This is a genomic window from Solimonas flava DSM 18980, assembly GCF_000426685.1.
Lineage (GTDB): Bacteria > Pseudomonadota > Gammaproteobacteria > Nevskiales > Nevskiaceae > Solimonas > Solimonas flava.
In genome coordinates this window covers 274111-296702 of the sequence record NZ_AUFV01000002.1, presented here as the reverse complement: position 1 = coordinate 296702, position 22592 = coordinate 274111, and the positions used below count along the sequence as shown (strand labels likewise).

The following is a 22592-nucleotide window of genomic DNA, read 5'->3' as shown; positions in this document are numbered from 1 at the left end:
GCACGCCGCTGCCGCCAACGGCGGTAGCGGCGCCCGACCGCAAGCGGCTACAGCTTGCCGCTGATGCGCTGCGCGTAGTCCTCGGTATCGTCGCCGACGCAGCGTGCGTGCCGCGCCAGCTTCTGCAGCGCGGCGGCGATGGCGCTGCGCTGCGCGTCGTCGAACAGCGTGCGGCCGTTGCGCGCGTCGAGCTTGACGATCTCGTCGACCGCCATCAGCAGCCGGTAGATCGTCTTCAGGCGAAAGCCGCGCAGGTCCGGTGTCTGCGCGAGCGCGTCGAGCAGGCGGACGACGCCGTCGATCGCCTGGAACTGCGGCCGCACCTGCAGCGCGCAGGCGGCGCCGAAGGCGAGGCCCTGGTCGCCGGTCTGCGCCAGATCGGCGAACAGGAAGTCGATCGACGCGAGCCCCTTGGCCTTGGCCTTGAGGCGCGTCGCGAGGCGGTTCAGTTCGGCGGCCGGGGCGTCCGGATCGAAGGCCTTGCAGTCATCCAGGTAATCGTCCTGCATCACCTGGTAGGTGGCCTTGATCTCGTCGAGTTCCTTCTTGGTCGCGTCGACGGTCTGCTGCAGGGCGCGGAACTTGGCTTCGAAGTCGCCGACGCGAATGCTTTCGAGCCAGGACGAGGCCCAGGGCACCATCGCCAGGCCGATCAGCGCCATGCCGGCGGCGTCGATGGTGATGGCGCGGCTGACGTGCGCCACCGCCAGCAGCGCGATGACGATCGAAAAGACTGCCTTGCCCGCCGTTTTGCCCTGCACGCCGCGTCTCTCCCCGGTCCGAAGCCGGCAGCCTACAAGGCGGCGACCGTCGGCGTCACGCTCGCGCGGGGCGGGCACTCGCCCGCCCCGCGTCCGCTCACTGCCGGGCCTGCCCGATCAGGTGAAAGATCATCGACAGCTGCGCGTCGGTGATCTTGCGGAAGTCCTCGGCCAGCACCTGCGGCTCCGGCTTGAGCACCCAGCGTCCGTCGGTGCCGGTGCCGACGACCGGGCCGTAATGGCCGTCCATCTCGATCCACGGGAAGTCGCCGTGCTTGGGACGGCCGAACACCGTCGCCAGCGGCTGCACGCCGAAGCCGTCGTAGTTCATGCCGGCGAACAGGCGGCCGCCGCCCATGCCGACCGCGACCGCCTTGAAGCCGCCGTCGTCCGGTACCAGCTTCAGCCCGACCAGACGCGTGCGCAGCACCGGCTCGGCCTTGATCGTCGCGCCCTTGCCCATGAAGCGGCCGCGCTCGAAGGCCATCTTCTCGAGTCGGACTTCCATCGCCAGCGTGAGGATGCCGGTGCCCATGGCCTTGCCGATCTTCAGCGTGCTCCTCGGCATCTGCGGCAGCTCGGCCTCGCGCAGCCAGCTCATGAACGGCGGCATCGCCTCGGACATGCCGCTGAAGGCCACGGCGGTGACGTCGCTCGGATAGTGGATCGCCCAAGGATAGAACCAGGAATCGCTGTCCTTCTTGTCGCTCTTCGACGTGCGCTGCTCGACGTTGGTCAGATCCTCGACATGACCGCTCGGCGGCATCGCCTTGATGCCGGCCTGCAGTTCCGGGATCGGCGCATCGCGCGGCACCGGCACCACCTCGACGCCCAGCGCCTGCAGGCGCTGCACGACGCGCTGGTAGAGATCGTCGGTGAGCTGCTGGCGCACCTCGTCGGGCAGATCGACGCTGACGCCGGCGCTTTTGGTGCTCGTCATCGTGTAGTTCTGGCCGGAATACGATGAGGTACGCGCGACGTCGTCCGACAGGCAGAAGCGGACCTGGAATGCCGGGATGATGACGCGCTTGAGCCCGGCGAGGTTCTGCGTCATGTGCGTGGCGAAGTAGTCGCCGGCGATGCTGCCGGGGTTATTCATCGCGGCGTCGAAATCGAACGGCTCGGCCTCGACCTTGTCCGGATCGCCGCCGCCGAACAGACCGGCATGCGCCGGCAGCGCGGCGGACAGGGACAGGACGGACAGCGCGAGCGCGAAGGTACGGCGGTTCAGGAGCATGGCGGGAACTCGGCAACGGGATCGCCGCATGTTCGAGCCGCAGCGCCGGCGCGGGCAGTCCCTATCTGCGGACGGTCGGCGGCGGACGCCGGGTCCGTCACCGGCGCGGCATCTCGCTTCAGGCATCATGTCGCCCCGTCGAGTTGCACCCGCAAAGGCTTCCCGTGTCATCCGTCCCCTTCCACGGCCGTCGCGCCGCGATCGCGTTCATCTTCGTCACGGCGGTGCTCGACATCGTCGCGATGGGCATCGTCATTCCGGTGCTGCCGCAGCTGATCGAGCAGTTCACCGGCTCGAACGCGCGCGCCGGCGAGATCAACGGTCTGTTCGTCGCGCTGTGGGCGCTGATGCAGTTCGTCGCCTCGCCGGTGATCGGCTCGCTGTCCGACCGCTACGGGCGGCGGCCGGTGATCCTGCTGTCGACGGCCGGGCTCGCCTGCGACTATCTGCTGATGGCGCTGGCGCCGAACCTGTGGTGGCTGGCGCTCGGCCGCATGATCGCCGGCGTGACCTCGGCCAGCTTCACCACGGTCTACGCCTACATGGCCGACATCACGCCGCAGGAAGGTCGCGCCCGCGCCTACGGCCTGATCGGCGCGGCCTTCAGCGGCGGCTTCGTGCTCGGCCCGCTGCTCGGCGGCGTGCTCGGCGAAATCTCGCCGCGCGCGCCGTTCTGGGCGGCGGCCGTGCTGTCGGGCCTGGCCTTTCTGTACGGCCTGTTCATCCTGCCGGAGTCGCTGCCGCAGGAGCGACGCATGGCCTTCGCGTGGCGGCGCGCCAATCCGTTCGGCTCGCTGCGCCTGCTGCGTTCGCACCCGGAGTTGTCGGGCCTGGCGATCGTCAACTTCCTGCTCTACTTCGCCCACCACGTGTTCTCGGCGGTGTTCGTGCTGTACGCCGGTTACCGCTACGGCTGGAGCGCCTGGGAAGTCGGCGTGCTGCTGGCGCTGGTCGGCGTGCTCGACATGCTGACGCAGGGCGTGCTGGTCGGCCGCGTCGTCAAGCGGCTCGGCGATCGCGCGACGATGGTCGTCGGCCTGTTCGGCGGCGCGCTCGGCATCGCGGTCATGGGCCTGGCGCCGACCGGCATGTGGTTCACGCTGGCGATGCTGCCGAACGCGCTGTGGGGTCTGGCGATGCCGACGCTGCAATCGCTGATGACGCAGCGCGTCTCCGAATCCGAGCAGGGCCAGCTGCAGGGCACCAACATGAGCGTCGCCAGCATCGCCGGCGTCGTCTCGCCGCTGTTCTTCGGCTGGATCTACGCGCAGTCGGTCGGCGCGGCGCCGGCCTTGCCGACGCCGGGCGCACCCTTCCTGATCGCCTCGCTGGTGCTGCTCGCCGCGGCGCTGCTCGGCTGGGCGGTCGCGCGCCAGGCCGGACGCCACGACGGCGACGGCCCGGCCGCGACGACGGACAGCGCGGCCGTCTGATCCGGAGCGCGGCTCAGGCTGGCGCGTCGAGCACGCACTGCAACAGCCAGACGTCGAGCACCTGGCCGTGCTTGACGCCGCAGCGCCGCATCAGGCCGATGCGTTCGTAGCCGAGCGCCTCGTGCAGCGCGAGACTGGCCGGGTTGCCGTCGACGATGCGGGCGACCAGCGTCAGCACGCCAACCTCCGGCGCGAGCCGCAGCAGTTCGGCGAGCAGGCCGCGGCCGATCCCGCGCCGGCGCGCCGTGGCGCGCACATAGACGGCGTTCTCGGCGCTGCGCTCATAGGCCGGCCGTGGCGACCACGGATACAGCCGCCCCCAGCCGGCGACACCGGCCCCATCCTCGGCGACGACGATCGGGTAGCGGCCGCCGGGATTGAGGTGGAGCCATTCGAAGCGCTCGGCTTCGGTCTTCGGCACGGTGTCGAAGGTCGCGGTGCCGTGCAGCACCTGTTCGTCGTAGATCTCGAAGATGGCCGGCAGATCGGCCTCGGTGGCGGCGCGCAGCTTCATGGCGACGGAGGATGAGAGAGCGAGCTGCCATTGTCGCGCCGCCCGCGCCGCGCCGCGCGACCGGGTGCGCGCTCAGCGCGCGGCCCACTGCCCGTCGATTTTCTCGTACTGCTTCTTGACCGCGGCCCAGGCGACGCGGAAGGCGATTTCCTCGCGGCGCCCGTCCTCGGCGTACTCGTGCCAGGCGTTGTTGAAGGCCTTGCGGAAGATGTCCTGCGCGTGCGGCGGCAGATGCTCGCGCACGCCTGGCGGCAGGTCCTCGTTGCAGGCGTAGGGCATCGGCGGCTCCGGACGGTTCAGGACATCTTCTCGGGGCGCCTTCTCAGCGCGCCCGCTCAGGGCATCTTCGAGGCCAGCTTGATGGTCTCGCCGGCGACCATGAAACGACCGTAGCCGCGATGGTGCAGCGTGCGCGGGTCCTTGACCGCCGGATCGGCCCAGACCTTGAGCGCTTCGAGCACGAAGAAGTTGTAGCGCGACATCAGGCGCCGGTCGCGCACGCGGCATTCAAGGCTGGCGTAGCACTCGTCGATCAGCGGCGCACCGACCGTCGCGGCCGGGCGCGGCGTCAGGCCGAAGCGCGCGAACTTGTCGACCGTGCGCCCCGAGCAGTTGCCGCAGCCGACGACCTGCCGCGCGAGCTCGACGGTCGGAATGTTCAGCACGCACTCGCGGCTGGCGTCGAGCAGACCGTAGCTGTAATCGCCCGCGCTCATCACGAAGCCGACCAGCAGCGGCTCGAATTCCATCACCGTGTGCCAGGACAGCGGCATCACGTTCGGGCGGCCGTCGCGGGCGACCGTCGTGACCAGCAGCACCGGCCCCGGTTCGAGCAGTCGGTAGGCGCGCGACATCGGCACGGCACGCTTGGCCATGGCGCTCAGCCCGCGAACGCGGCCGCGCCGCGGACCGCGTCGCCTGCCGTCATGAGATCGCTGCCGGCCCCAGCCCTTGCCTCGCCCATTTCCGTCCTCCCGATTGCGTACTGCGACGCTACGCCGTAGCGCCTCGCGCACATTGACGCGCATCAATCGCCATGGCGGCCTGACCTGGGTCAATGCGCGGCAACGGCGGCGGACGCAGGCTGCCTCACACCTCGCAGGGGCAGGACATGGGATTCGAAGGCACTCCGCAGGTCGGCGAGTGGTACCGGCGCGCCGATCGCCCGCAGGCATTTCAGGTCGTGGCCTTCGATGCATCGCAAGGCCTGGTCGAGATCGAATACTTCGACGGCACCATCGACGAGTGGCCGCTCGCGCACTGGCATGCGCTCGAAATCGAACCGAGCGCGGCGCCGCAGGACTGGACTGGCGCCTACGACGAGGTCGACCGCAGCGATTTTCCGGACGATGTCGAGTCCGGCATGCGCCCCGAAGACTGGCACGAACCGCTCGAAGGCCGGCGCAGCGCGGCGGCGCGCCTGACGCTGGAATCCGAGGCGCGCGCGGTGCCGCCGGCGAAGATGCCGGCGCCGCGTCAGCGCAAGAAGCCGCGCCCGCCCGAGAAGTGATCGCCGCTTCGGCCATGGAGAATGCTTCGATGCCCGCATCCACCGACACGCCGCTGCCGCCGCCGCGTCTCAACGACTGCACGCTGCGCGACGCGCTGCGTCTGCGCCGCAGCACGCGCAGCTTCGGCCCGCAACCGCTCTCCGATCAGGAGCTGTCCGATCTGCTGTGGGCGGCCAGCGGCATCAACCGTGCCGACGCGGCCGGCCGCACGGCGCCATCGGCGCGGCACTGGCAGGAGATCGACGTCTACGCCGCGCTGCGCGGCGGCCTGTATCGCTACGAGCCGGCCACGCATGCGCTGCGGCGCCTCATCGAAGCCGACCTGCGCGCGCTGACCGGCGAGCAGGACTTCGTCGGCCGCGCGCCGCTGAACCTCGTCTATGTCGCCGACCTGTCGCGGGTCGACGCCGGCGACGAGCAGGAGCGGCGTTTCTACACCGCCGCCGACGCCGGCTTCATCGCGCAGAACGTCTACCTGTGCTGCGCCGCGATCGGCCTGGCGACCGTCGTGCGCGGCCTCGTCGACCGGCGCCGGCTCGCCGCGGCGATGGGCCTGCGCGCCGAACAGCGCGTACTGCTCGCGCAGACCGTCGGCCATCCGCCGTGAATCGGACTCATTGACGCATGTCATGGCTCGCGCCGGCGGACGCGCGGACGATGCATCCATGTCGATCGAACACCGCGGATGATGGCGGGCGCCGCCCCGGTCCGCAGAACCCAGGAGGAGATGCCATGTACGTTGGCGAAGCCTGCAGCAAGAGCGTCGCGGTCGCCGACCGTTCGACGTCCGTCGCCGCCGCCGCGCGGCATATGCGCGACTACCACGTCGGCTCCGTCGTGATCGCCGAACCCGATGGCGAATCCGGCGAAGTGCGCCCGCTCGGCATCGTCACCGACCGCGATCTGGTGATGGACGTGCTCGCCGCGGGCCTGCCCGCCGATCGCGTGACGCTCGGCGACATCATGGACGAAGGCCTGCTCACCGCCGAGGAGACCGACGATCTTTTCGAGACGCTGGAGCGCATGCGCGACAGCGGCATCCGTCGCATGCCGGTGATCGACGGCGCCGGCCAGCTGTCCGGCATCCTCGCCGTCGATGACGTGCTCGAGCACCTCATCGCCGCGCTCGGCCAGATTCCCCAGCTCATCCGTCGCGAGCAGCAGACCGAAGCGGTCCGCCGCGTCTGAGCCTCATTCCACTCCCCCCGAGAATCCGTCATGACCTATCCGCGCAACACCGGCCCGGTGCCGCAGAAGCCTTTCACCGTCTGGGTCGTCGTCGCCGACGCGGCGCGCGCCCGCATCCTCGAAGCGCATCACCACGACGGCGAGCTGCGCGAGATCGGCGATCGCATCAACGCCGAGGCGCGCCTGCAGCCGCACGAGGCGCAGGCCGACCGCGCCGGTCAGGTGATGCAAGGCAGCCACGGCGGCGCGCATGCGTTCGAACCGCGCCAGTCCTACGAGGAGCATGTCGCCACTGCCTTCGCGCGGCAGCTCGGCCACGAGCTGTGCGAGGCGCGTCAGAAAGGCGCGGTGCAGCGCCTCTACCTGCTCGCCGATCCCGCGTTCCTCGGCCATCTGCGCGCCGAACTCGACGCGCCGACACAGGCGCTGGTGGTGGAAGAGCGTGCGACCGATCTGGTACGGCGGCCGCTGCAGGACATCCGCAAGTCGCTGCCGGAACGGCTCTGACGGCTGCCGCGCGCCGGCCTCAGGGCCGGTGCGCGGTCCAGAACTCGACGACGCCGCCCATCATCATCTCGACGGCGATCGTCACCAGCAGCAGGCCCATCAGGCGTTCGACCGCGGTCAGGCCGCGCGTGCCGAGCACGTTCCGCAGGCCGGTGCTGGCGAGCATGATCGGCAGGCACGCGCACCAGGCCAGCAGCACGGCGCCGATCCAGGTCAGCCAGCGCTCCGGCTCGCGGCTCATCATCAGCAGCACCGTCGCCAGCGCCGACGGACCGGCCACATAGGGAATCGCCAGCGGCACGAGGAAGGGTTCGGCCATCGCCGTGTCTTCCTCCAGCGAATGTTCGCGCGACGGAAAGATCATGCGCAGCGCGATCAGCATCAGGATCACGCCGCCGGCCACGGTCAGCGCCGGCTGCGAGAGGCCGAGCAGGCGCAGCATGTGGCCGCCGCCGAGCAGGAAGATCAGCAGGATCGCCAGCGCGAACAGCATCTCGCGCAGGATCACCGGGCGCTGGCGCTCGGGCGGTACGTTCTTCAGCGCCGACAGGAACAGCGGCACGTTGCCGAGCGGGTCCATGACGAGGAACAGCAGCACGGCGGCGGAGAGGAAGGTCATGCCGCCTATGGTAAGGCGCGACCCGCGGCGCAGAAACGGGTGAAGACCTCAGTCCCGTTCTTCCGCCGGCGCGAGAAAGCCATGCCGCCGACCCAGCCATCCACCGCGAGGGTCCGATCCGGCGGCGCGGCCGGACGGCTTCGTCACTGCACGCCTGCTGGCCCCGACGACGGCCAGCGACGCCTTACGTCCCCGTCAGCAGGCGCTGCGCTTCGCGATACTTGGCGGCGGTCCTGTCGATGATCTCGGCCGGCAGCTGCGGCCCCGGCGCCTGCTTGTTCCAGTCCAGCGTCTCGAGGTAGTCGCGGACGAACTGCTTGTCGAAGCTCGGCGGGCTGATGCCCGGCCGATAGGTCGCGGCCGGCCAGAAGCGCGAGGAATCCGGCGTCAGCACCTCGTCGATCAGATGCAGGCGGCCTTCGGCGTCGAGGCCGAACTCGAACTTGGTGTCGGCGATGATGATGCCGCGCTCGGCCGCGTAGGCCGAGGCTTCGCGGTAGATCGCCAGCGTGGCGTCGCGCACCTGCGCGGCGAGATCCTCGCCGATGCGCTGCTCGACTTCGGCGTAGCTGATGTTCTCGTCGTGCTGGCCGACCGGCGCCTTGTCGGCCGGCGTGAAGATCGGCTCGGGCAGGCGGTCGGCCAGCTGCAGGCCGGCCGGCAGCGCGATGCCGCAGACCGCGCCGGTCTTCTGGTAGTCCTTCCAGCCGCTGCCGATCAGGTAGCCGCGCACGACCGCCTCGATCGGCAGCGCCTTGAGCTTCTTGACGACCACGAAGCGGCCTTCGATCTGCCGGATCTCGTCCGGCGTCAGGTACTGCGCCAGGTCGACGTCCGGCGCGAGATGGTTCGGCAGGATGTGCGTGAAGCGCGCCATCCAGAAGTTCGTCACCGCCGTCAGCACCGCGCCCTTGCCGGGGATCGGCTGCGGCAGGATCACGTCGAACGCCGACAGGCGGTCGGAGGTGACGATCAGCATGTGCGCATCGCCGAGCGCGTAGATGTCGCGGACCTTGCCCTTGTGCAGGCGCGGAACGCTGGTGATCGACGATTCGTAAAGGGCTTGCATGGGCGTGACGGGAGTCTGGCGGACAAACAGGCGCGCATTGTGGAGAAGCCGCGCTGGGGGGTAAAGCCGGCCGATCGCCCCGGCCCGACCCGACCCGGCGGCGTCCGCGGCGGACGACCCCGCCGGCCCACCGTCCGCCGCGCCGGCAAGCCGGCGCCGGCCCGCGATCGGCCCGCACGATTGCCCACGCGGTCGGCCTATACGATCGGCCCACACGATCGGCCCACACGATCGGCCTACACGATCGGTGATAATGGCACCCCTCCCGCCCTACCCGACGCGCACGGTTTCCCGCATGGCCAAGCTCGCCCCGCTGATCGCCCCCAGCATCCTGTCCGCCGACCTCGCCCGCCTCGGCGAAGAAGTGACGAACGTGCTGGCCGCCGGCGCCGACATCGTCCACTTCGACGTGATGGACAACCACTACGTGCCGAACCTGACCTTCGGCCCGGCGATCTGCGAGGCGCTGCGCAAGTACGGCGTCAGCGCGCCGATCGACGTGCACCTGATGGTCGAGCCGGTCGACGAGCTGGCGGCGATGTTCGCCAAGGCCGGCGCCAGCTACATCACCTTCCATCCGGAAGCGAGCCGCCACATCGACCGCAGCCTGCAGGCGATCAAGGCCGTCGGCTGCAAGGCCGGGCTGGTGTTCAATCCGGCGACGCCGCTCGACGCGCTCAAGCACGTGATGGACAAGGTCGACATGGTGCTGCTGATGTCGGTCAACCCAGGCTTCGGCGGCCAGAGCTTCATTCCGGCGGCGCTCGACAAGCTCGCCGAGGCGCGGGCGCTGATCGACGCCTACGTCGCCCGGAACCCGGGCCGCGAGATCCGCCTCGAGATCGACGGCGGCGTGAAGGCCGACAACATCCGCGCGATCGCCGCCGCCGGCGCCGACACCTTCGTCGCCGGCAGCGCCATCTTCGGCGCCAAGGACTACGCGGCGACGATCGCGGCGATGAAGGCCGAGATCGCCAGGGCCTGAGGGCTGCGGCGCGGCGCCGAACTCGCGTATAGTTCGGCGCCGAGATTTCATTCGTTCACGAGAACCGACGCATGCTTCAGTCTCCGCAATGGACCGCGTCTCCGCGCGGATGGTGGCGATGGCGCTGATTCGCGCCGCGGCCCTGCGCCGCCCGTCCCCCATTCCATTTCCGATTCCCGACTGAAGACCATGACGCACTACAACCGCATCGCGCTGTCGCGCGAGCTGCCCGGCGACCTCGATACGCCGGTCGGCGCCTATCTCAAGCTCGCCCACAAGCCGCACGCCCGGGGCTATTCGTTCCTGCTCGAATCGATGGTCGGCGGCGAGCAGTGGGGCCGCTACTCGTTCATCGGCCTGCCGTCGCGCGAGGTGCTGCGCGTGGTCGGCCACGAACTCAGCGTGAGCCGCGACGGACAGGTCGTCGAGACCGCGCAGGTCGACGATCCGCTGCCGTGGATCCGCGCCTACGCCGCGCGCCACCGCGTGCGCCCGGACCCGGCGCTGCCGCGCTTCTCCGGCGGCCTGGTCGGCTACTTCGGCTATGACTGCGTGCGCTACTTCGAGCCGAAGCTGGCCGGCACCGTGAAGCCGGACCCGATCGGCGCGCCCGACATCCTGCTGATGCGTGCCGAAGAACTGGTGGTGTTCGACAGCCTGCGCGCGACGCTGACGATCATCACGCACGCCGATCCGGACGATGCCGCCGACGTCGAGCGCGCGCGCCAGCGCCTCGACGAGATCGAGGCCCTGCTCGCGCGCCCGCTCGCGCACAAGCCGGCGCTGCCGATCGCCGCCGGCCGCGAGCTGCCGTTCACGTCGAGCTTCGGCGAAGAGCCGTTCAAGGCGGCGGTGCGCCGGATCCAGGCGTACATCGCCGCCGGCGACTGCATGCAGGTCGTGCCCTCGCAGCGCCTGTCGGCGCCGTTCGCGGCCGATCCGCTGCAGCTGTACCGCGCGATCCGCCGCCTGAACCCGTCGCCGTACCTCTACTGCATGGACCTCGGCGACCACCACGTCGTCGGCGCCTCGCCGGAAGTGCTGGCGCGCGTCGAGAACGGCCTGGTCACGGTGCGGCCGATCGCCGGCACGCGCAAGCGCGGCAAGAATGCCGACGAAGACGCGGCGCTGGCCGCCGACCTGCTCGCCGATCCGAAAGAGATCGCCGAGCATCTGATGCTGATCGACCTCGGCCGCAACGACGTCGGTCGCGTCTCCGGCATCGGCTCGGTGCAGCTCACCGAGAAGATGGTGATCGAGCGCTACAGTCACGTCATGCACATCGTCAGCAACGTCACCGGCCAGCTGAAGGAAGGCCTCGACGCGCTCGACGCGCTGGCCGCGATCTTCCCGGCCGGCACGCTGTCCGGCGCGCCGAAGGTCCGCGCGATGGAAATCATCGACGAACTCGAACCGGTCAAGCGCGGCATCTACGGCGGCGCCGTCGGCTATCTCGGCTGGGACGGCAACATGGACACCGCGATCGCGATCCGCACCGCCGTCATCAAGGACGGCCGCGTCCACGTGCAGGCCGGCGCCGGTATCGTCGCCGACTCCGATCCGCAGTCGGAATGGGACGAGACCATGAACAAGGCCGCGGCGATGCTGCGCGCCGCCGGCGCCGTCTCCGGCGCCGCGGACTGAGACCAGGCCGCCGGCGCGGAACGTTTCGCGCGCGCCGGCGGTCTTACACCCATGCCTCTGATCGTTCTTTTCCTGCTCTGGTCCGGCGCCGAACTGCTGCTGGCCGCCCGGCTCGCCCAGCTGATCGGCGTCGGCGGCGTACTGCTGTGGCTGGTCGCCGCCGCCGCGCTCGGCGTCTTCATGATCCGCCGCCAGGGCCTGCAGACCCTGCGCGAACTGCAGCAGGCCAGCCTCAGCGGCGAGATGCCCGGCGAGGCGCTGCTGCGCGGCGGCCTCGTCATCGGCGCCGGCGTGCTGTTCATCATTCCCGGCCTGCTCACCGATCTGTTCGCGCTCGTGCTGCTGTTGCTGCGCCTGCGCCGCGGCGGCCTGCGTTTCGCTGCGCGCGTCGCGCGGCCGATGATGCGCCGCGGCCCGGTCACGCTCGACGGCGAATACGCGGAAGTGCCGCCGTCGCAGCTGCCGAAATCCTGATGCCGGCCGGGCCGCTGCTGACGCTCGCCGTCTACGAGGCACTGCTGGCAGCGCGCGAGGCGGGTCACGCCGAAGCCGAGGTCTCGCTCGACCTCGGCCGCACGCAGAGCCGGGTCGAGATCGGCGCCGGACACTGGCGCTGGGCCGGCGCCGACTATCCGTATCCCGAACGCTGCCGCGAGCGCACCGTCTACCACTGGAGCGGCGCGGCCTTCGAACCCGTGCAGCGCTACGGCAGCGCGCTGATCAAGCTGGTGCCGACCGACTGGGGGCCGCCGACCTTCGAGATCGACGGCATCAAGATGCTGCCGACCGCCAGGGTCTCGCCGCTCGCCGATGCACAGACCAAGGTCGGCTACGTGCAACCGCGCGGCAAGCGCATCCTCGACACCTGCGGCGGCCTCGGCTACTTCGCCGTCTGCGCGCTGCAGGCCGGCGCCGCCGAGATCCGGTCGTTCGAGAAGAACGCCGACGTCATCTGGGTGCGCGGCCTCAATCCCTGGTCGCCGGAAACGCAGCCGGAACTCGCCGATGCCGCGCGCTACTCGCTGACGCACGCCGACGTCACGCAGGCCCTGCCCGCGCTGCCGAGCGCGAGCGTCGACGCCGTGCTGCACGACCCGCCGCGCTTCGGCATCGCCGGCGAGCTGTACTCGCAGGCCTTCTACGACCAGCTCGCCCGCGTGCTCAAGCCGCGTGGCCGTCTGTTCCACTACACCGGCACGCCGAACAAGCTCACCAGCCGCCGCGACGTCCCGCAGGAAGTCTCGGCGCGCCTGCAGAAGGCCGGCTTCCGGACACGGATCGAGGGCGACGGCGTCGTCGGCGAAAAAACTCGCTAGGCGCGCGCACGCCGGGACGCAGCGCACGAATCGAGCGTCCGGCCGCCTCGACGCCGGCACCGTGAACTGCGAAGCTGCCCTCGACCACACGAGGGGGAAACCATGCGACGACTGCTTGCGGGTCTGATGCTGCTGACGGCGTTCTGCGCACCCGTCGTCCACGCGGCGAGTGCGCCGTCGCCGGACGAAATGGCGGACGCGCTGTTCGGCAAGATGATCAAGGGCGACAGCGGCCAGGCTGTCGACGAGTTCTTCTCAGCCAATCCGCTGGTTCTGCAAAAGGCCCAGCAGATGCAACTGCTGAAGGGCCAGCTCGGCACCGTCATGCAGATCTACGGCAAGCCGTTCGCGTACGAGAAGATCTCGACCGAAGACATCACGCCGTCGCTGCAGCGACGGCTGTACCTGACCAAGCACGAATATCACCCGGTGATCTGGGAGATGTACTTCTACAAGCCGAAGGACCGCTGGCTGCCGGACCAGCTTCTGTTCGTCGACCAGTACCAGGTGCTCGGCCCGAGGAAGTAGAAACGCGGGCGCGCCGCGTCGCGCCGGCCGACGGTCCGGCGCAGCGCGCCCGGCCCCGGCTTCAGTCGCTGCGGCCCGCCAGCATCCGCTTCGCCGTGTACGTCAGCACGCGCTCGTTGCGCGTGTTGTAGACCTCGATCTCGCTGCTGACGACGGCGCGGTTGTGCTTCGACGTCGGCTTGACCTCGGTGACGGTGACGACGGCCCAGATCGTGTCGCCGACGCGGACCGGCGCGATCGCCTTCAACGACATTTCGAGCAGCGCCAGGCCGGTGCCCTGGATCATGGTCTGGAACAGCAGGCCCTCGATCAGGCACTGCGTCAGCGCCGCCGGCACCGGGCGCCCGCCGATCGCGCCGCCTTCGAATTCGGCGTCGATGAAGATCGCTTCGAGCATGCCGGTGACCGAGATGAAGTTGACGAGGTCGGTCTCGGTGACGGTGCGGCGGATCGTGCGGAAGCGCTGCCCCGCCTGGATATCCTGCCAGTAGAAACCCTGCCCCAGCAGGGCCGCGTCGTGTCCGGGCGTGCTCATCGCGTGTCTTCGCTCCTGATGTGAAAAGGGCCGGCGCTGCTGCCGGCCCGGTCGTCGGGAGGCGATCTTAACGGCTGCCGGCGCCGCGGCGCCTTCCTGATCCACTGAACCGATGATATGGCACCTGATCAGAGGTGGATGGGAAAGATGAATCTGAGTGACGGCGAGCGCTCGGAACTGATGGCGATGCAGCGCAGCCGGCGGCGTGCGGCCGGAGAGGTTCGCCGCGCACGCCTGGTATTGCTGCTGGACGAAGGGCTTTCGCTCGAAGCGATCAAACGGGTGTTGGGTTGTGATTCGCGCGTTATCGGCACGTGGGGCAGCCGGTTTGCGTCTGACCGACTGGCCAGCCTTCACGGGCGCCATCCCGGGCGCGTGGCACGCCGCGATCTGGCTCGGCTGGAAGCACGTGTTCCGGACTACACGCTCAAGCGCAAGCCCGCCGACGGCTCGACGCATTGGAGCAACCGCAAGCTGGCGAAGCGGTTGAAAGTGCCGCGCATGACGCGCAGAGGATCCGGCGCAAGCACGATATTCGTCCGCATCGGCTGGATACCCATATGGGGTCCAAAGATTCCGACTTCGCGGCCAAGGCAGCGGATGTGATCGGCCTGGACCTGAATCCACGGCTCACGCTGCAGCATTCTGCGTCAACGCGAAGACCGCGATTCAGGCGCTGGATCGCAAGGACCGGATGCTACCGCTGTCGCCGGGCCGCGCGCGGAGTCATGGCTTCGAGTACAGGCGCAATCGCGCCCGGCATGCCGGTGCTGTTTCCGGTGCTGGCGGGGGCTGAGTGACAAACGGAACGCCGTCGGGGCGCATTGACAGCCATGGGAATCAGAATCAGGAGTCCGGGTCTGTTGACAGGATGGTTCACCTCAGGGCTGCCGTCATCGCCTGAAAGAGACGTTCGGCGTTAACGGGTTTAAACAGCACCGGCACGCCAGCCTCGCGCACGCGCTGCAGACGTTCCGGCGCGGTTTCACCCGTGATCAGCAGCAACGGCATGTTGCGAAAGCGCTGCGACAGGGTTTGACCGACTTTCAAACCATCGACGCCGTTGGCGAGACGGAAATCGCAGATCAGCAAGGCGAACGGATTCAGTTCTTTCGTCGAAGCTTGCAGGGCCATCGCGGCTTCGGCTTCAGTGGCCACGGCGTCTGCTTCGATGCCATATGCGTGCAACAGCTGGCTCATGGCTTCGCGGACATCGGCTTCGTCATCCAAGACCAGAACGCGCTTGGGCAAGCGTGCCGGCGGTTGCAGCCGCAACAGTGGCAGGGGCTGATCATCGCCAAACAGTGCGGCGATTCTCGGACGTGCCATCGGCAGCCGCAGACGGAAGCGCGACCCGCGCCCGACAACAGAGCGCAATTCGACCGGGTGTGCGAGCAATATCGAAAGCCGCTTGACGATGGACAGGCCGATGCCAAGGCCAAGCGAACGGTCACGACCGGGATTGCCGACCTGATAGAACTCTTCGAATACGCGCGCCTGTTGTTCCGGCGCAATGCCAATGCCGGAGTCGTAAATCTCTATCCACACTTCCGCTTCGTGCACGCCCTTCTCTCTACGAGGCCGACGCAGGCGCGCCACCACCAGCACGCCGCCGTGCTGGGTGTATTTGATGGCGTTGTCGATGAGATTGGACAGCATGCGGTGCAGCAGTTGCGGATCACTATTCACCCACAGCGGACTGGAGCGCAGACGAAGCTGAATGTCTTTCTCGCTGGCCGTGCTGACAAAGCTTTGGTTGAGCGACTGGAAGAGGCCATGCAGTGCCACCGGCTGCCGTTCCGCGACGACCACACCAGCATCCAGCCGTGATACATCCAGCATGGTGTCGAGGGAATGGCGCAGTGTGTTGACCGCACGCATCAACCGTGTCGCGTTGCGTTGTTCAGGGCGATCGGTGAGTTCTTTTTCCAGCGCCGCGCCGAGCAGGGCAATGGCGTGCAGTGGCTGGCGCAGATCGTGGCTGGCAGCGGCGAGGAAACGGGTTTTTTCCTGGCTCGCCAGTTCGGTCGCGCGCACCTGTTCTTCCAATCGTTCCGCCAGCGCCGCTTTTTCGAAGCGTGCGCGCAGCGCGTTGGTGAGCAGCTCGTGCTGGGCCTTGGTAAAACGAAGCACGGCAATCAGAAAAGCTACGCAGAAACTCGCCAGAGACAGGTTCAGCAGGCTGGGCCGCAGCAGCAGGCCCAGAATCAGCCCCAGCATCATCGGCAGAACGAGGCTGTACGTGGCGCGCCGCAGCGGTGCGACGGCGATTCCGCCACCCATGCAAAACCCCATGATGACCAGCGTTACGATCGAGGTAAGCGGCACGCTATCCGGTAGAAAGAGAATGGGCGCCAAGCCCCACCCGGCGGTGTTGAGGCGCAGCTCTCGGCAATAGGTGTCGATCCAGTGCTGTATGTTCTTGTCAGCTTCGGCATCCGCGAAGTACGCCGTCATCAGCGGCATGCGCAGCAGCGTGCAAAGATGCAGCGCCATCCACGGGAAAATCACCAGCTGGTGCGTCTGCCAGTACATGAGCAGGCCGAAAACCACCGTGACCACGCCGTCGCTATAAGTGGCCGGGCGAATGGTGGAAAACAGCGAGTCCGCCTGCTCTCGCAGGATCAGTGCATCGAGATCAAGGACATCGAACGTGCCGCCGGTCTTGCGCGTATCGATGCGCGAAGGCTGGCTCATGTGTGCAGCTTGCTGATGAGTTGCGCGCGTGAGCGCACCCCGAAAGACAACAGCAAGGTCGAGACATGGTTCTTCACGGTGCCCTCGGACAGCAGGGCGAGTTGACTGATCTCGCGGTTGGATTTGCCCTGCAACAGCCATTGCAGAATCTGCAGCTGGCGTGTGGACAGCGTCTGCCCGGCGATCGGCGCAAATTCTCCCGCATCGGTTGCGGAGCCGATCCCGGCGAAGGCCGTTGCAGGACCGGGCAGTCGCTGGCGAGCGGCTTCCGGTCCGTGCAGCAGGCAGACGTGCACAAAGCCCACCATGTTTCCGAGATCACCGGATTTTGAAAAGAACGCCACGGCGCCCAGCGCCAGGGCGCTCTGCACCGTGGCGGGATGGTCTGTGCCAGACAGAACCACCACGGCAGCAGTGGGAAAGTGCCGGCGGAAAGCCACCAGGCCGCCAAGCCCATCGCTATCAGGCAGGTTCAGATCCAGCACGACCACCGCGATCCTGGCGTGATGCTCGCGATACAGCGTCAGCGCTTCGGCGAGCGTGTGGGCCTCGAAAAGAACCATCGGTGACTGTCCCGGCACCATAGCCCGCGACTCCACCAGCGCACGAAACCCCAGACGTACAAGTTCGTGATCGTCGACGAGCAGAATGCCGCCAGTCGATGGCGTCACTGAACGGCTCCCGACGGGTCCCGTCGTATCGGTATCAGTCCTTGCCGTGCTCATGTCGGGAGAAGAAAGGCCTCACCAGCATTCATGCCATGGATGTTAGGAGTTGTCACCCGTGTTCGCCCAGTGGCGAAAGTCATTTCCCGGGCGCTGACCTTCGGCGATGAATCTGCAAATTGCGCTGTCGCGACAATTTCTTACGCGTTTCCGGATGAGGGCATGACTTTCGGCACTGCTGCTGGCGCCGTTTTTTTTGAATGCTGTGGGTGCAACTGGCTGCGAGCGTGGTGGCCATGCAAGACACGGGCAAAAGAAATGAGCGGATTCAACCCATCTAAAAATGGATGGCGCCGGATGGTGGCGCTGCTTGGCGTGACGTTCTTGCTGGCGGCCTGCGGCAGTGACCACAACGCCCCGCCGCCCACGCCCGTGATCACCGCGCAACCAGCGGACTTGTCCGTGGTCGCGGGCAGTGCCGCCAGCTTCAACGTCACGGCAACGGGCGACGCGCCAGGCTATCAATGGCAAACCAGTGCCGATGGCGGGACGAGCTGGTCGGACATTTCCGGCGCCACGGCCACCAGCTACACGCTGGCGACGACGACGCTCGGCGACTCCGGCCGCTGGTTTCGCGTGCTGGTGACGGCGGCAGGCGCAACGGTGGCGAGTTCGCCGGCTCAGCTCACGGTTACTACCGCAGTGCAGGCGCCGGCCATCACCGTGCAGCCCGCCAACCAGACGGTGACCGAACCCGCTACGGCCACATTCAGCGTCACGGCGACGGGCACATCGCTGCAGTACCAGTGGCAGCTATCGGCGAATGGCACCGCCTGGAGTGATATCAGCGGGGCCACCGCCGCCAGTTACACCACGCCGGCGACCTCAGTCTCGGCCAGTGGTACGCAATTCCGCGTCCAGATCAGCAACACGGCTGGCAGCATGACCAGCAATGCCGCGGTGCTGACCGTCGAGGCTGCGCCATCGACAAATGTGGCGCCGTCCTTCACCGCACAACCCGCCAGTCAGAGTGTCACCGCAGGCAGCAGCGCCACCTTCAGCGCCAGCGTCGCCGGCACACCGACACCCACTCTGCAGTGGCAACGCTCCGACAATAGCGGTGCGAGCTGGACGGACATCGTCGGCGCGACCAGCAGCCACTACACCACTCCGGTCACGGTTGCAGGCGACAACGGTGCGCAGTTCCATCTCATCGCCACGAATAGCGAAGGGAGTGCCACCAGCAATGCCGTCACGCTGACCGTGACCGCAGCCAACGCTGCACCGGTCTTTACCACGCAGCCGCAGGACGCAAGCGTGGCGGCAGGCGACAGCGCGCATTTCAGCGCGGCCGCGAGCGGTATACCCACGCCGACTTTCCAGTGGCAGTTGTCGGCGGACAACGGGTCCAGCTGGACCAACATCAACGGCGCCACTTCGGCCAGCTACGACACACCGGCCGCGGCCGCAGGCGACAACGGCAAACAGTTCCGCGCCATCGCCAGCAACAGCGAAGGCACGGTGTACAGCAGTGCCGCGACCTTGACCGTGAGTCAGCCGGTCTCCGGTTGGCAGGGCGTACAGGAACAGGGCATGGGAGACATGTCTTCGCTCCGTCTGGTCCGCAATGCCAACGGACAGGCCGCTCTGCTTTGGACCGGCGACACCGGCAATGGCCATGGCTTGTTCCTGCGCCGCTATGACCCGACGACCGGCTGGAGTGCAGCAGAAAGCGTCGTTGCCAATGCCTACGATATCGATGCCGGCATGGACAATCAGGGCAATATCACGGCGGCGTGGGTGTTTGCAGATGTAGACACCTACAACAATCCGAAGCGGGCCTGGGCCATCCGCTACACCGCCGGCAGCGGATGGGGAACGCCGGCAAGGCAACCGCTCCCCGACCCCGCTCAGGGCGGGCCGGGCAATGGTCAGGCGTCTGTGCTGGGTGGCGTTGCGGTGAATCCTGCGGGCGGCGTCACGGTGCTGTGGTCGCAGCACGATTCCCCGTGCAATTGTGGAAATTTCAACATCGTTGCCGCCACGTTCGACGCCGGTGCTTGGGGTGATCTGCACGTCTTCTACGCGCAGACCGTTGAAAACGGCCTGACCTATCAGCCTGCGGGAATGCAGGTGGCCGTCGGTGCCGGCGGTCATGCCGTGCTCCTGTGGACGCGTCGTTCGGATGCCGGCCCCGGTGATGTCTTGGCAAGCCATTTCACTGCGGGCAGTGCCAGCGGCAACTCCGTCTCCATCGCTTCCATGCCAACCGGCACGGACATCGGCGCGAGCATTAGTGATATTGCCGTGGATGCCGCCGGCAACGCGATCGCCGCTTGGGAAACGTATGACGACGCAAACAGGCGGCGGGTGCAGGTGAGCCGCTATGACGGCGCCTGGGAAGCGCCACACTGGATGAGCAGCGACAGCACCGAAATCACCAGTGGACCGAAAGTGGCGTTCGCCACCAACGGCGATGCGCTGGTCAGCGCCGCCAGTTTCCTCAGCAGTGCATCGAGTGTCGATTGGCGCGTGGTCGCGCTGCCTTACAGCGCATCCAGCGGATGGGCAACCATGCAGCTGGTGCAGGACACTGGCAGCAACATCCGGCCTCTGACGTTCGGCGCCATCGATCCTCACGGCATCTCTACTGTGGTTTACCAGGACGGCAGCGGCTTCATCAGGGCCGGCCAGCGTACACCCGGCAATGCCTGGACCACGCCGGAGATCATCTCTGCAATGCCGAACAATAATGGCGTCGGCAACAGCAGTCTCCGCGTCATCGGCCTGCCCGACGGCGACTTGCTGGCCGCCTGGACGGCGCCCAACACTCAGACTCCGTACCGTGTCCGGACCAATGTCTTCAAGGCCGCGCCTTGATGCTCCGAAGGGCCGCTCGCATCTGCTCCGGATCGGCTCGGCCCGACTGATAACAGCGGCTCTACAACGGATCACCACTCTGCCGTGCAAGGAATCGCTGCACGTGGGCTCTCAATCCGGGCGATGCCGCGAGCACCGGCGGCGATAACGCAGATCTTCACACCGAAGCGCATCGCCCGGATCGCCGCGGCGAATCGAAGTATGCCGATCCAACACGCCGAACCCGGTGCCATTCACCAGGTTCAGTGGATTAGTCCTTCTGGCTGGCGTAGACCTTGACGATCTCGTAGAGGAACGCGCGGCCGTCCAGCAGCGATTGCACGCGTATGCGCTCGTCGAGACCGTGCGCGTGGCTGCCCTCGGCGTCGTGGAACATGCCGGACAGGCCGTAGCTGGGAATACCGGCGCCGATCAGGAAGCGGCTGTCGGTGGCGCCGGTCGACATCGTCGGCACCACGGTCACGCCCGGCCACATCTTCTGCGCGAGCTTCTGCACCGGGCCGAGGATGGCGGCCGTCAGCGGCGGCGGCGCGCCGACGCCGGTCGAGGGTTCCGCTTCGGCGCTGACGACGACCTGTTCGTCGCCGATCAGCCCGACCAGCGTCTGGCGCACGGTCTCGGGGGCAACGCCGGGCAGGATGCGACAGTTGACGTTGGCGGTGGCGCGCTGCGGCAGCGCATTCGGCGCGTGGCCGGCCTCGACCTGGGTGGCGACGCAGGTCGTGCGCAGCATGCTGTTCCAGCCGGGGTTCTTCGCCCACAGGCGCGCGGCGGCGGCCTGGTCCTGCGGATCGGCGAGGATCGCGCGCATGTCGGCGGCGACGTCCGGCGGCGAAAGCCTGGCCTGCTGCGTGAAGTAGCCGAGCGTGGCGTCGTTGAACCGGGTCGGGAACGAGTACGCGCCGATCCTGCCCAGCGCCGCGGCGAGACGATAGATCGCGTTGTCCGGCACCGGCCGCGAGCTGTGGCCGCCGGGATTCGTGACCTCCAGCTTGAAGTCCTGATAGACCTTCTCGCCGGCCTGGATCTGCAGCGCGCGCGGCCTGCCGTCGCCGTCGAGTTCACCGCCGGCGCCTTCGTTGATCGCGAACGCAGCGTCGAGCACCTCGGGCCGGGTCTTGAGCAACCAGTAGACGCTGTTGAAGGTCTGCGGCGTTTCCTCGCCGCAGGTCAGCGCCAGCTTGAGACCGCGGCGCGGCTTGAAGCCTTCCTGGCGGTAGCGGATCAGGCTGTCGGTGAAGACCGCCGCCATCGCCTTGTCGTCGCTGGCGCCGCGTGCGTAGAAAAAGCCGTCTTCCTCGACGAGCGTGAACGGATCGCGCCGCCAGTCCTCGCGCTTGGCCTCGACGACGTCGATGTGCGCGAGCAGCAGGATCGGCTTGAGCGAGGCGTCGCGGCCCGGCAGCGTGGCGATCAGCGCGCCGTCCTGCGGCCGGTCCGGCGGCGCGAGGATCTGCAACTGGGCATCGCCATAGCCGGCGTTCCTGAGCCGCGCCGCCATCTTCCCGGCGGCGGCCGTGCAGCTGCCGGCCGACAGCGCGGTGTTGGTTTCGACCAGCTCGCGGTACAGCGAGCGGAACGCCGCTTCGCCGGCATCGCCGGCGGCTTCGGCGACGGGCTGCGCGGCGGCGGCCAGCGCGGCGAGAACAAAGGAAGCACTGCGAAGGGCGCGCATGCCGGTCTCCGGGGTCGGGAATCTGCAGAAAGACCCGAGCCTAGAAAGTGCATGCCCACTCGCGCAAGGGGGCGCGACGTATCGCGCCGGCGCGGGCCGTGGCGTTCAGCCCGCCGCCTGGCGCACCGAGCCGGCATCCTGGCCGAACAGCACGCGCCGCGCCTCCTCGTCGACCGTCGCCGCGGTGTTGATCTCGCGCGCGCGGGCATAGGCGCGCTGCACCGCCGGGCGCGCGGCGATCGCCTCGAACCAGCGCCGCAGGTTCGGGAACTCGGCCAGCGTCTGGCCCTGCGCCTCGTGCGGGACGATCCACGGATACGCCGCCATGTCGGCGATCGTGTACGGGCCGGCGATGAACTCGCGGTCGGCGAGCCGCCGGTCGAGCACGCCGTACAGGCGGTTGGTTTCCTTCACGTAGCGCTCGATCGCGTACGGGATCTTCTCGGGCGCGTAGTTCCGGAAATGGTGGTTCTGGCCGAGCATCGGGCCGAGGCCGGCCATCTGCCAGAACAGCCATTGCATCGTCTCGTAGCGACCGCGCCGATCGGCCGGCAGGAAACGGCCGCTCTTCTCGGCGAGGTACTGCAGGATCGCGCCGGACTCGAACAGCGTCAGCGCTGCGCCGCCGTCGGCCGGCGCGTGATCGACGATCGCCGGAATGCGGTTGTTCGGCGCGATGCGCAGGAAGTCCGGCCGGAACTGTTCGCCGCGGCCGATGTGCACCGGCACGATGCGGTAGTCCAGGCCGGCTTCCTCCAGGAAGATCGTGATCTTGTGGCCGTTCGGCGTGGTCCAGTAATAGAGGTCGATCATCGTCGTGCTCCGTGC

The 22592-nt window shown here is 68.0% G+C and carries 24 protein-coding genes; 12 read left to right on the top strand and 12 right to left on the bottom strand.

What is annotated here, in order from left to right; all coding sequences use genetic code 11:
• Positions 1 to 47 precede the first annotated feature (47 nt).
• Together K343_RS0104085 and K343_RS0104080 are read right to left on the bottom strand one after the other, a co-directional pair.
• Positions 48 to 761 carry a hypothetical protein gene (locus K343_RS0104085; protein WP_028006963.1) on the bottom strand — a complete coding sequence of 238 codons (714 nt, stop codon included), beginning with the start codon at positions 759 to 761 and terminating at the stop codon, positions 48 to 50.
• Positions 762 to 858: 97 nt separating this feature from the next.
• Complete coding sequence (locus K343_RS0104080; protein WP_028006962.1) at positions 859 to 1998, bottom strand: hypothetical protein; 1140 nt, start codon at positions 1996 to 1998, stop codon at positions 859 to 861.
• A 164-nt stretch (positions 1999 to 2162) separates the two neighbouring features.
• Between K343_RS0104080 and K343_RS0104075 the strand changes: the two genes are divergently transcribed.
• Entirely contained in the window at positions 2163 to 3431 is a 1269-nt protein-coding gene (locus K343_RS0104075) for a TCR/Tet family MFS transporter (RefSeq protein WP_028006961.1), read from the top strand.
• A 13-nt stretch (positions 3432 to 3444) separates the two neighbouring features.
• Here the strand turns inward: K343_RS0104075 and K343_RS0104070 are convergent, their stop codons facing one another.
• The 3 genes from K343_RS0104070 to K343_RS0104060 all read right to left on the bottom strand — a co-directional run bounded on the left by K343_RS0104070 (position 3445) and on the right by K343_RS0104060 (position 4820).
• A complete protein-coding gene (locus K343_RS0104070; protein WP_028006960.1) occupies positions 3445 to 3945 on the bottom strand; it encodes a GNAT family N-acetyltransferase in 501 nt (166 codons plus the stop codon).
• A gap of 72 nt (positions 3946 to 4017) precedes the next feature.
• Positions 4018 to 4224, bottom strand: coding sequence for a ChaB family protein (locus K343_RS0104065; protein ID WP_028006959.1), 207 nt, complete (start codon positions 4222 to 4224; stop codon positions 4018 to 4020).
• Positions 4225 to 4280: 56 nt separating this feature from the next.
• On the bottom strand, positions 4281 to 4820 hold the full coding sequence (locus K343_RS0104060) for a flavin reductase family protein (protein WP_028006958.1): 540 nt from the start codon (positions 4818 to 4820) through the stop codon (positions 4281 to 4283).
• A 236-nt stretch (positions 4821 to 5056) separates the two neighbouring features.
• Here K343_RS0104060 and K343_RS23220 point away from each other — a divergent pair, with 236 nt between their 5' ends.
• From K343_RS23220 to K343_RS20920, 4 genes are all read left to right on the top strand, one after another.
• Entirely contained in the window at positions 5057 to 5455 is a 399-nt protein-coding gene (locus K343_RS23220; protein ID WP_051277933.1) for a DUF6763 family protein, read from the top strand.
• Positions 5456 to 5484: 29 nt separating this feature from the next.
• Positions 5485 to 6063, top strand: a complete 579-nt coding sequence (locus K343_RS0104045) for a SagB/ThcOx family dehydrogenase (RefSeq protein ID WP_028006957.1) — start codon at positions 5485 to 5487, stop codon at positions 6061 to 6063.
• Positions 6064 to 6188: 125 nt separating this feature from the next.
• Positions 6189 to 6644: a CBS domain-containing protein gene (locus K343_RS0104040; protein WP_028006956.1), complete on the top strand. Its 456-nt coding sequence runs from the start codon at positions 6189 to 6191 to the stop codon at positions 6642 to 6644.
• A gap of 30 nt (positions 6645 to 6674) precedes the next feature.
• Positions 6675 to 7151: a host attachment protein gene (locus K343_RS20920; RefSeq protein WP_043112111.1), complete on the top strand. Its 477-nt coding sequence runs from the start codon at positions 6675 to 6677 to the stop codon at positions 7149 to 7151.
• Between the two features lie 19 nt (positions 7152 to 7170).
• Here K343_RS20920 and K343_RS0104030 read toward each other — a convergent pair whose 3' ends face one another.
• Together K343_RS0104030 and K343_RS0104025 are read right to left on the bottom strand one after the other, a co-directional pair.
• Positions 7171 to 7770 (bottom strand): MarC family protein, encoded by a 600-nt coding sequence (locus K343_RS0104030; protein WP_028006955.1) that lies wholly within the window; start codon positions 7768 to 7770, stop codon positions 7171 to 7173.
• A gap of 184 nt (positions 7771 to 7954) precedes the next feature.
• Positions 7955 to 8839, bottom strand: coding sequence for a phosphoribosylaminoimidazolesuccinocarboxamide synthase (locus tag K343_RS0104025; RefSeq protein ID WP_028006954.1), 885 nt, complete (start codon positions 8837 to 8839; stop codon positions 7955 to 7957).
• Positions 8840 to 9134: 295 nt separating this feature from the next.
• Between K343_RS0104025 and rpe the strand changes: the two genes are divergently transcribed.
• From rpe to K343_RS0104000, 5 genes are all read left to right on the top strand, one after another.
• Entirely contained in the window at positions 9135 to 9824 is a 690-nt protein-coding gene (gene rpe / locus K343_RS0104020; protein ID WP_028006953.1) for a ribulose-phosphate 3-epimerase, read from the top strand.
• 189 nt (positions 9825 to 10013) lie between these two features.
• Positions 10014 to 11468 carry an anthranilate synthase component I gene (trpE, locus tag K343_RS0104015; protein WP_028006952.1) on the top strand — a complete coding sequence of 485 codons (1455 nt, stop codon included), beginning with the start codon at positions 10014 to 10016 and terminating at the stop codon, positions 11466 to 11468.
• Positions 11469 to 11519: 51 nt separating this feature from the next.
• Positions 11520 to 11942, top strand: coding sequence for an FxsA family protein (locus K343_RS20915; protein ID WP_051277930.1), 423 nt, complete (start codon positions 11520 to 11522; stop codon positions 11940 to 11942).
• Positions 11942 to 12784 carry a class I SAM-dependent methyltransferase gene (locus tag K343_RS0104005; RefSeq protein ID WP_051277928.1) on the top strand — a complete coding sequence of 281 codons (843 nt, stop codon included), beginning with the start codon at positions 11942 to 11944 and terminating at the stop codon, positions 12782 to 12784. The genes K343_RS20915 and K343_RS0104005 overlap by 1 nt, the downstream gene beginning before the upstream one ends.
• Positions 12785 to 12886: 102 nt before the next feature.
• The gene (locus K343_RS0104000) at positions 12887 to 13312 is read left to right on the top strand and encodes a hypothetical protein (RefSeq protein WP_154662436.1); all 426 of its coding nucleotides are present in this window, start codon (positions 12887 to 12889) and stop codon (positions 13310 to 13312) included.
• A 61-nt stretch (positions 13313 to 13373) separates the two neighbouring features.
• Here the strand turns inward: K343_RS0104000 and K343_RS0103995 are convergent, their stop codons facing one another.
• Complete coding sequence (locus K343_RS0103995) at positions 13374 to 13847, bottom strand: MaoC family dehydratase (RefSeq protein WP_028006949.1); 474 nt, start codon at positions 13845 to 13847, stop codon at positions 13374 to 13376.
• A gap of 147 nt (positions 13848 to 13994) precedes the next feature.
• Here K343_RS0103995 and K343_RS23845 point away from each other — a divergent pair, with 147 nt between their 5' ends.
• A complete protein-coding gene (locus K343_RS23845; RefSeq protein ID WP_211226158.1) occupies positions 13995 to 14453 on the top strand; it encodes a hypothetical protein in 459 nt (152 codons plus the stop codon).
• Between the two features lie 270 nt (positions 14454 to 14723).
• On the opposite strand, the gene K343_RS20910 is transcribed toward K343_RS23845, so the two are convergent.
• Together K343_RS20910 and K343_RS0103980 are read right to left on the bottom strand one after the other, a co-directional pair.
• Positions 14724 to 16544, bottom strand: a complete 1821-nt coding sequence (locus tag K343_RS20910) for an ATP-binding response regulator (protein WP_084615661.1) — start codon at positions 16542 to 16544, stop codon at positions 14724 to 14726.
• Positions 16541 to 17215 (bottom strand): LuxR C-terminal-related transcriptional regulator, encoded by a 675-nt coding sequence (locus K343_RS0103980; RefSeq protein ID WP_211226157.1) that lies wholly within the window; start codon positions 17213 to 17215, stop codon positions 16541 to 16543. Before K343_RS0103980 ends, K343_RS20910 begins: the two co-directional genes overlap by 4 nt.
• 123 nt (positions 17216 to 17338) lie before the next feature.
• Between K343_RS0103980 and K343_RS23215 the strand changes: the two genes are divergently transcribed.
• Positions 17339 to 20089, top strand: a complete 2751-nt coding sequence (locus tag K343_RS23215; RefSeq protein WP_161628854.1) for a DUF8696 domain-containing protein — start codon at positions 17339 to 17341, stop codon at positions 20087 to 20089.
• 250 nt (positions 20090 to 20339) lie between these two features.
• Here K343_RS23215 and K343_RS0103970 read toward each other — a convergent pair whose 3' ends face one another.
• Together K343_RS0103970 and K343_RS0103965 are read right to left on the bottom strand one after the other, a co-directional pair.
• Positions 20340 to 21764, bottom strand: coding sequence for a M20/M25/M40 family metallo-hydrolase (locus tag K343_RS0103970; protein ID WP_028006946.1), 1425 nt, complete (start codon positions 21762 to 21764; stop codon positions 20340 to 20342).
• A 105-nt stretch (positions 21765 to 21869) separates the two neighbouring features.
• The gene (locus K343_RS0103965) at positions 21870 to 22577 is read right to left on the bottom strand and encodes a glutathione S-transferase N-terminal domain-containing protein (protein WP_028006945.1); all 708 of its coding nucleotides are present in this window, start codon (positions 22575 to 22577) and stop codon (positions 21870 to 21872) included.
• Positions 22578 to 22592 lie beyond the last annotated feature (15 nt).

Bases quoted from the DNA above. Each gene is read 5' to 3' on its own strand.
- K343_RS0103965 (WP_028006945.1), bottom strand. From the start codon at position 22,577: ATGATCGACCTCTATTACTGGACCACGCCGAACGGCCACAAGATCACG.
- K343_RS0103970 (WP_028006946.1), bottom strand. From the start codon at position 21,764: ATGCGCGCCCTTCGCAGTGCTTCCTTTGTTCTCGCCGCGCTGGCCGCC.
- K343_RS23845 (WP_211226158.1), top strand. From the start codon at position 13,995: ATGAATCTGAGTGACGGCGAGCGCTCGGAACTGATGGCGATGCAGCGC.
- trpE (WP_028006952.1), top strand. From the start codon at position 10,014: ATGACGCACTACAACCGCATCGCGCTGTCGCGCGAGCTGCCCGGCGAC.
- K343_RS0104080 (WP_028006962.1), bottom strand. From the start codon at position 1,998: ATGCTCCTGAACCGCCGTACCTTCGCGCTCGCGCTGTCCGTCCTGTCC.
- K343_RS0104065 (WP_028006959.1), bottom strand. From the start codon at position 4,224: ATGCCCTACGCCTGCAACGAGGACCTGCCGCCAGGCGTGCGCGAGCAT.
- K343_RS0104070 (WP_028006960.1), bottom strand. From the start codon at position 3,945: ATGAAGCTGCGCGCCGCCACCGAGGCCGATCTGCCGGCCATCTTCGAG.
- K343_RS0104040 (WP_028006956.1), top strand. From the start codon at position 6,189: ATGTACGTTGGCGAAGCCTGCAGCAAGAGCGTCGCGGTCGCCGACCGT.
- K343_RS0104000 (WP_154662436.1), top strand. From the start codon at position 12,887: ATGCGACGACTGCTTGCGGGTCTGATGCTGCTGACGGCGTTCTGCGCA.
- K343_RS0104045 (WP_028006957.1), top strand. From the start codon at position 5,485: ATGCCCGCATCCACCGACACGCCGCTGCCGCCGCCGCGTCTCAACGAC.
- K343_RS0104060 (WP_028006958.1), bottom strand. From the start codon at position 4,820: ATGGCCAAGCGTGCCGTGCCGATGTCGCGCGCCTACCGACTGCTCGAA.
- K343_RS0103995 (WP_028006949.1), bottom strand. From the start codon at position 13,847: ATGAGCACGCCCGGACACGACGCGGCCCTGCTGGGGCAGGGTTTCTAC.
- K343_RS0104030 (WP_028006955.1), bottom strand. From the start codon at position 7,770: ATGACCTTCCTCTCCGCCGCCGTGCTGCTGTTCCTCGTCATGGACCCG.
- K343_RS20910 (WP_084615661.1), bottom strand. From the start codon at position 16,544: ATGAGCCAGCCTTCGCGCATCGATACGCGCAAGACCGGCGGCACGTTC.
- K343_RS23220 (WP_051277933.1), top strand. From the start codon at position 5,057: ATGGGATTCGAAGGCACTCCGCAGGTCGGCGAGTGGTACCGGCGCGCC.
- rpe (WP_028006953.1), top strand. From the start codon at position 9,135: ATGGCCAAGCTCGCCCCGCTGATCGCCCCCAGCATCCTGTCCGCCGAC.
- K343_RS0104025 (WP_028006954.1), bottom strand. From the start codon at position 8,839: ATGCAAGCCCTTTACGAATCGTCGATCACCAGCGTTCCGCGCCTGCAC.
- K343_RS0104005 (WP_051277928.1), top strand. From the start codon at position 11,942: ATGCCGGCCGGGCCGCTGCTGACGCTCGCCGTCTACGAGGCACTGCTG.
- K343_RS20915 (WP_051277930.1), top strand. From the start codon at position 11,520: ATGCCTCTGATCGTTCTTTTCCTGCTCTGGTCCGGCGCCGAACTGCTG.
- K343_RS20920 (WP_043112111.1), top strand. From the start codon at position 6,675: ATGACCTATCCGCGCAACACCGGCCCGGTGCCGCAGAAGCCTTTCACC.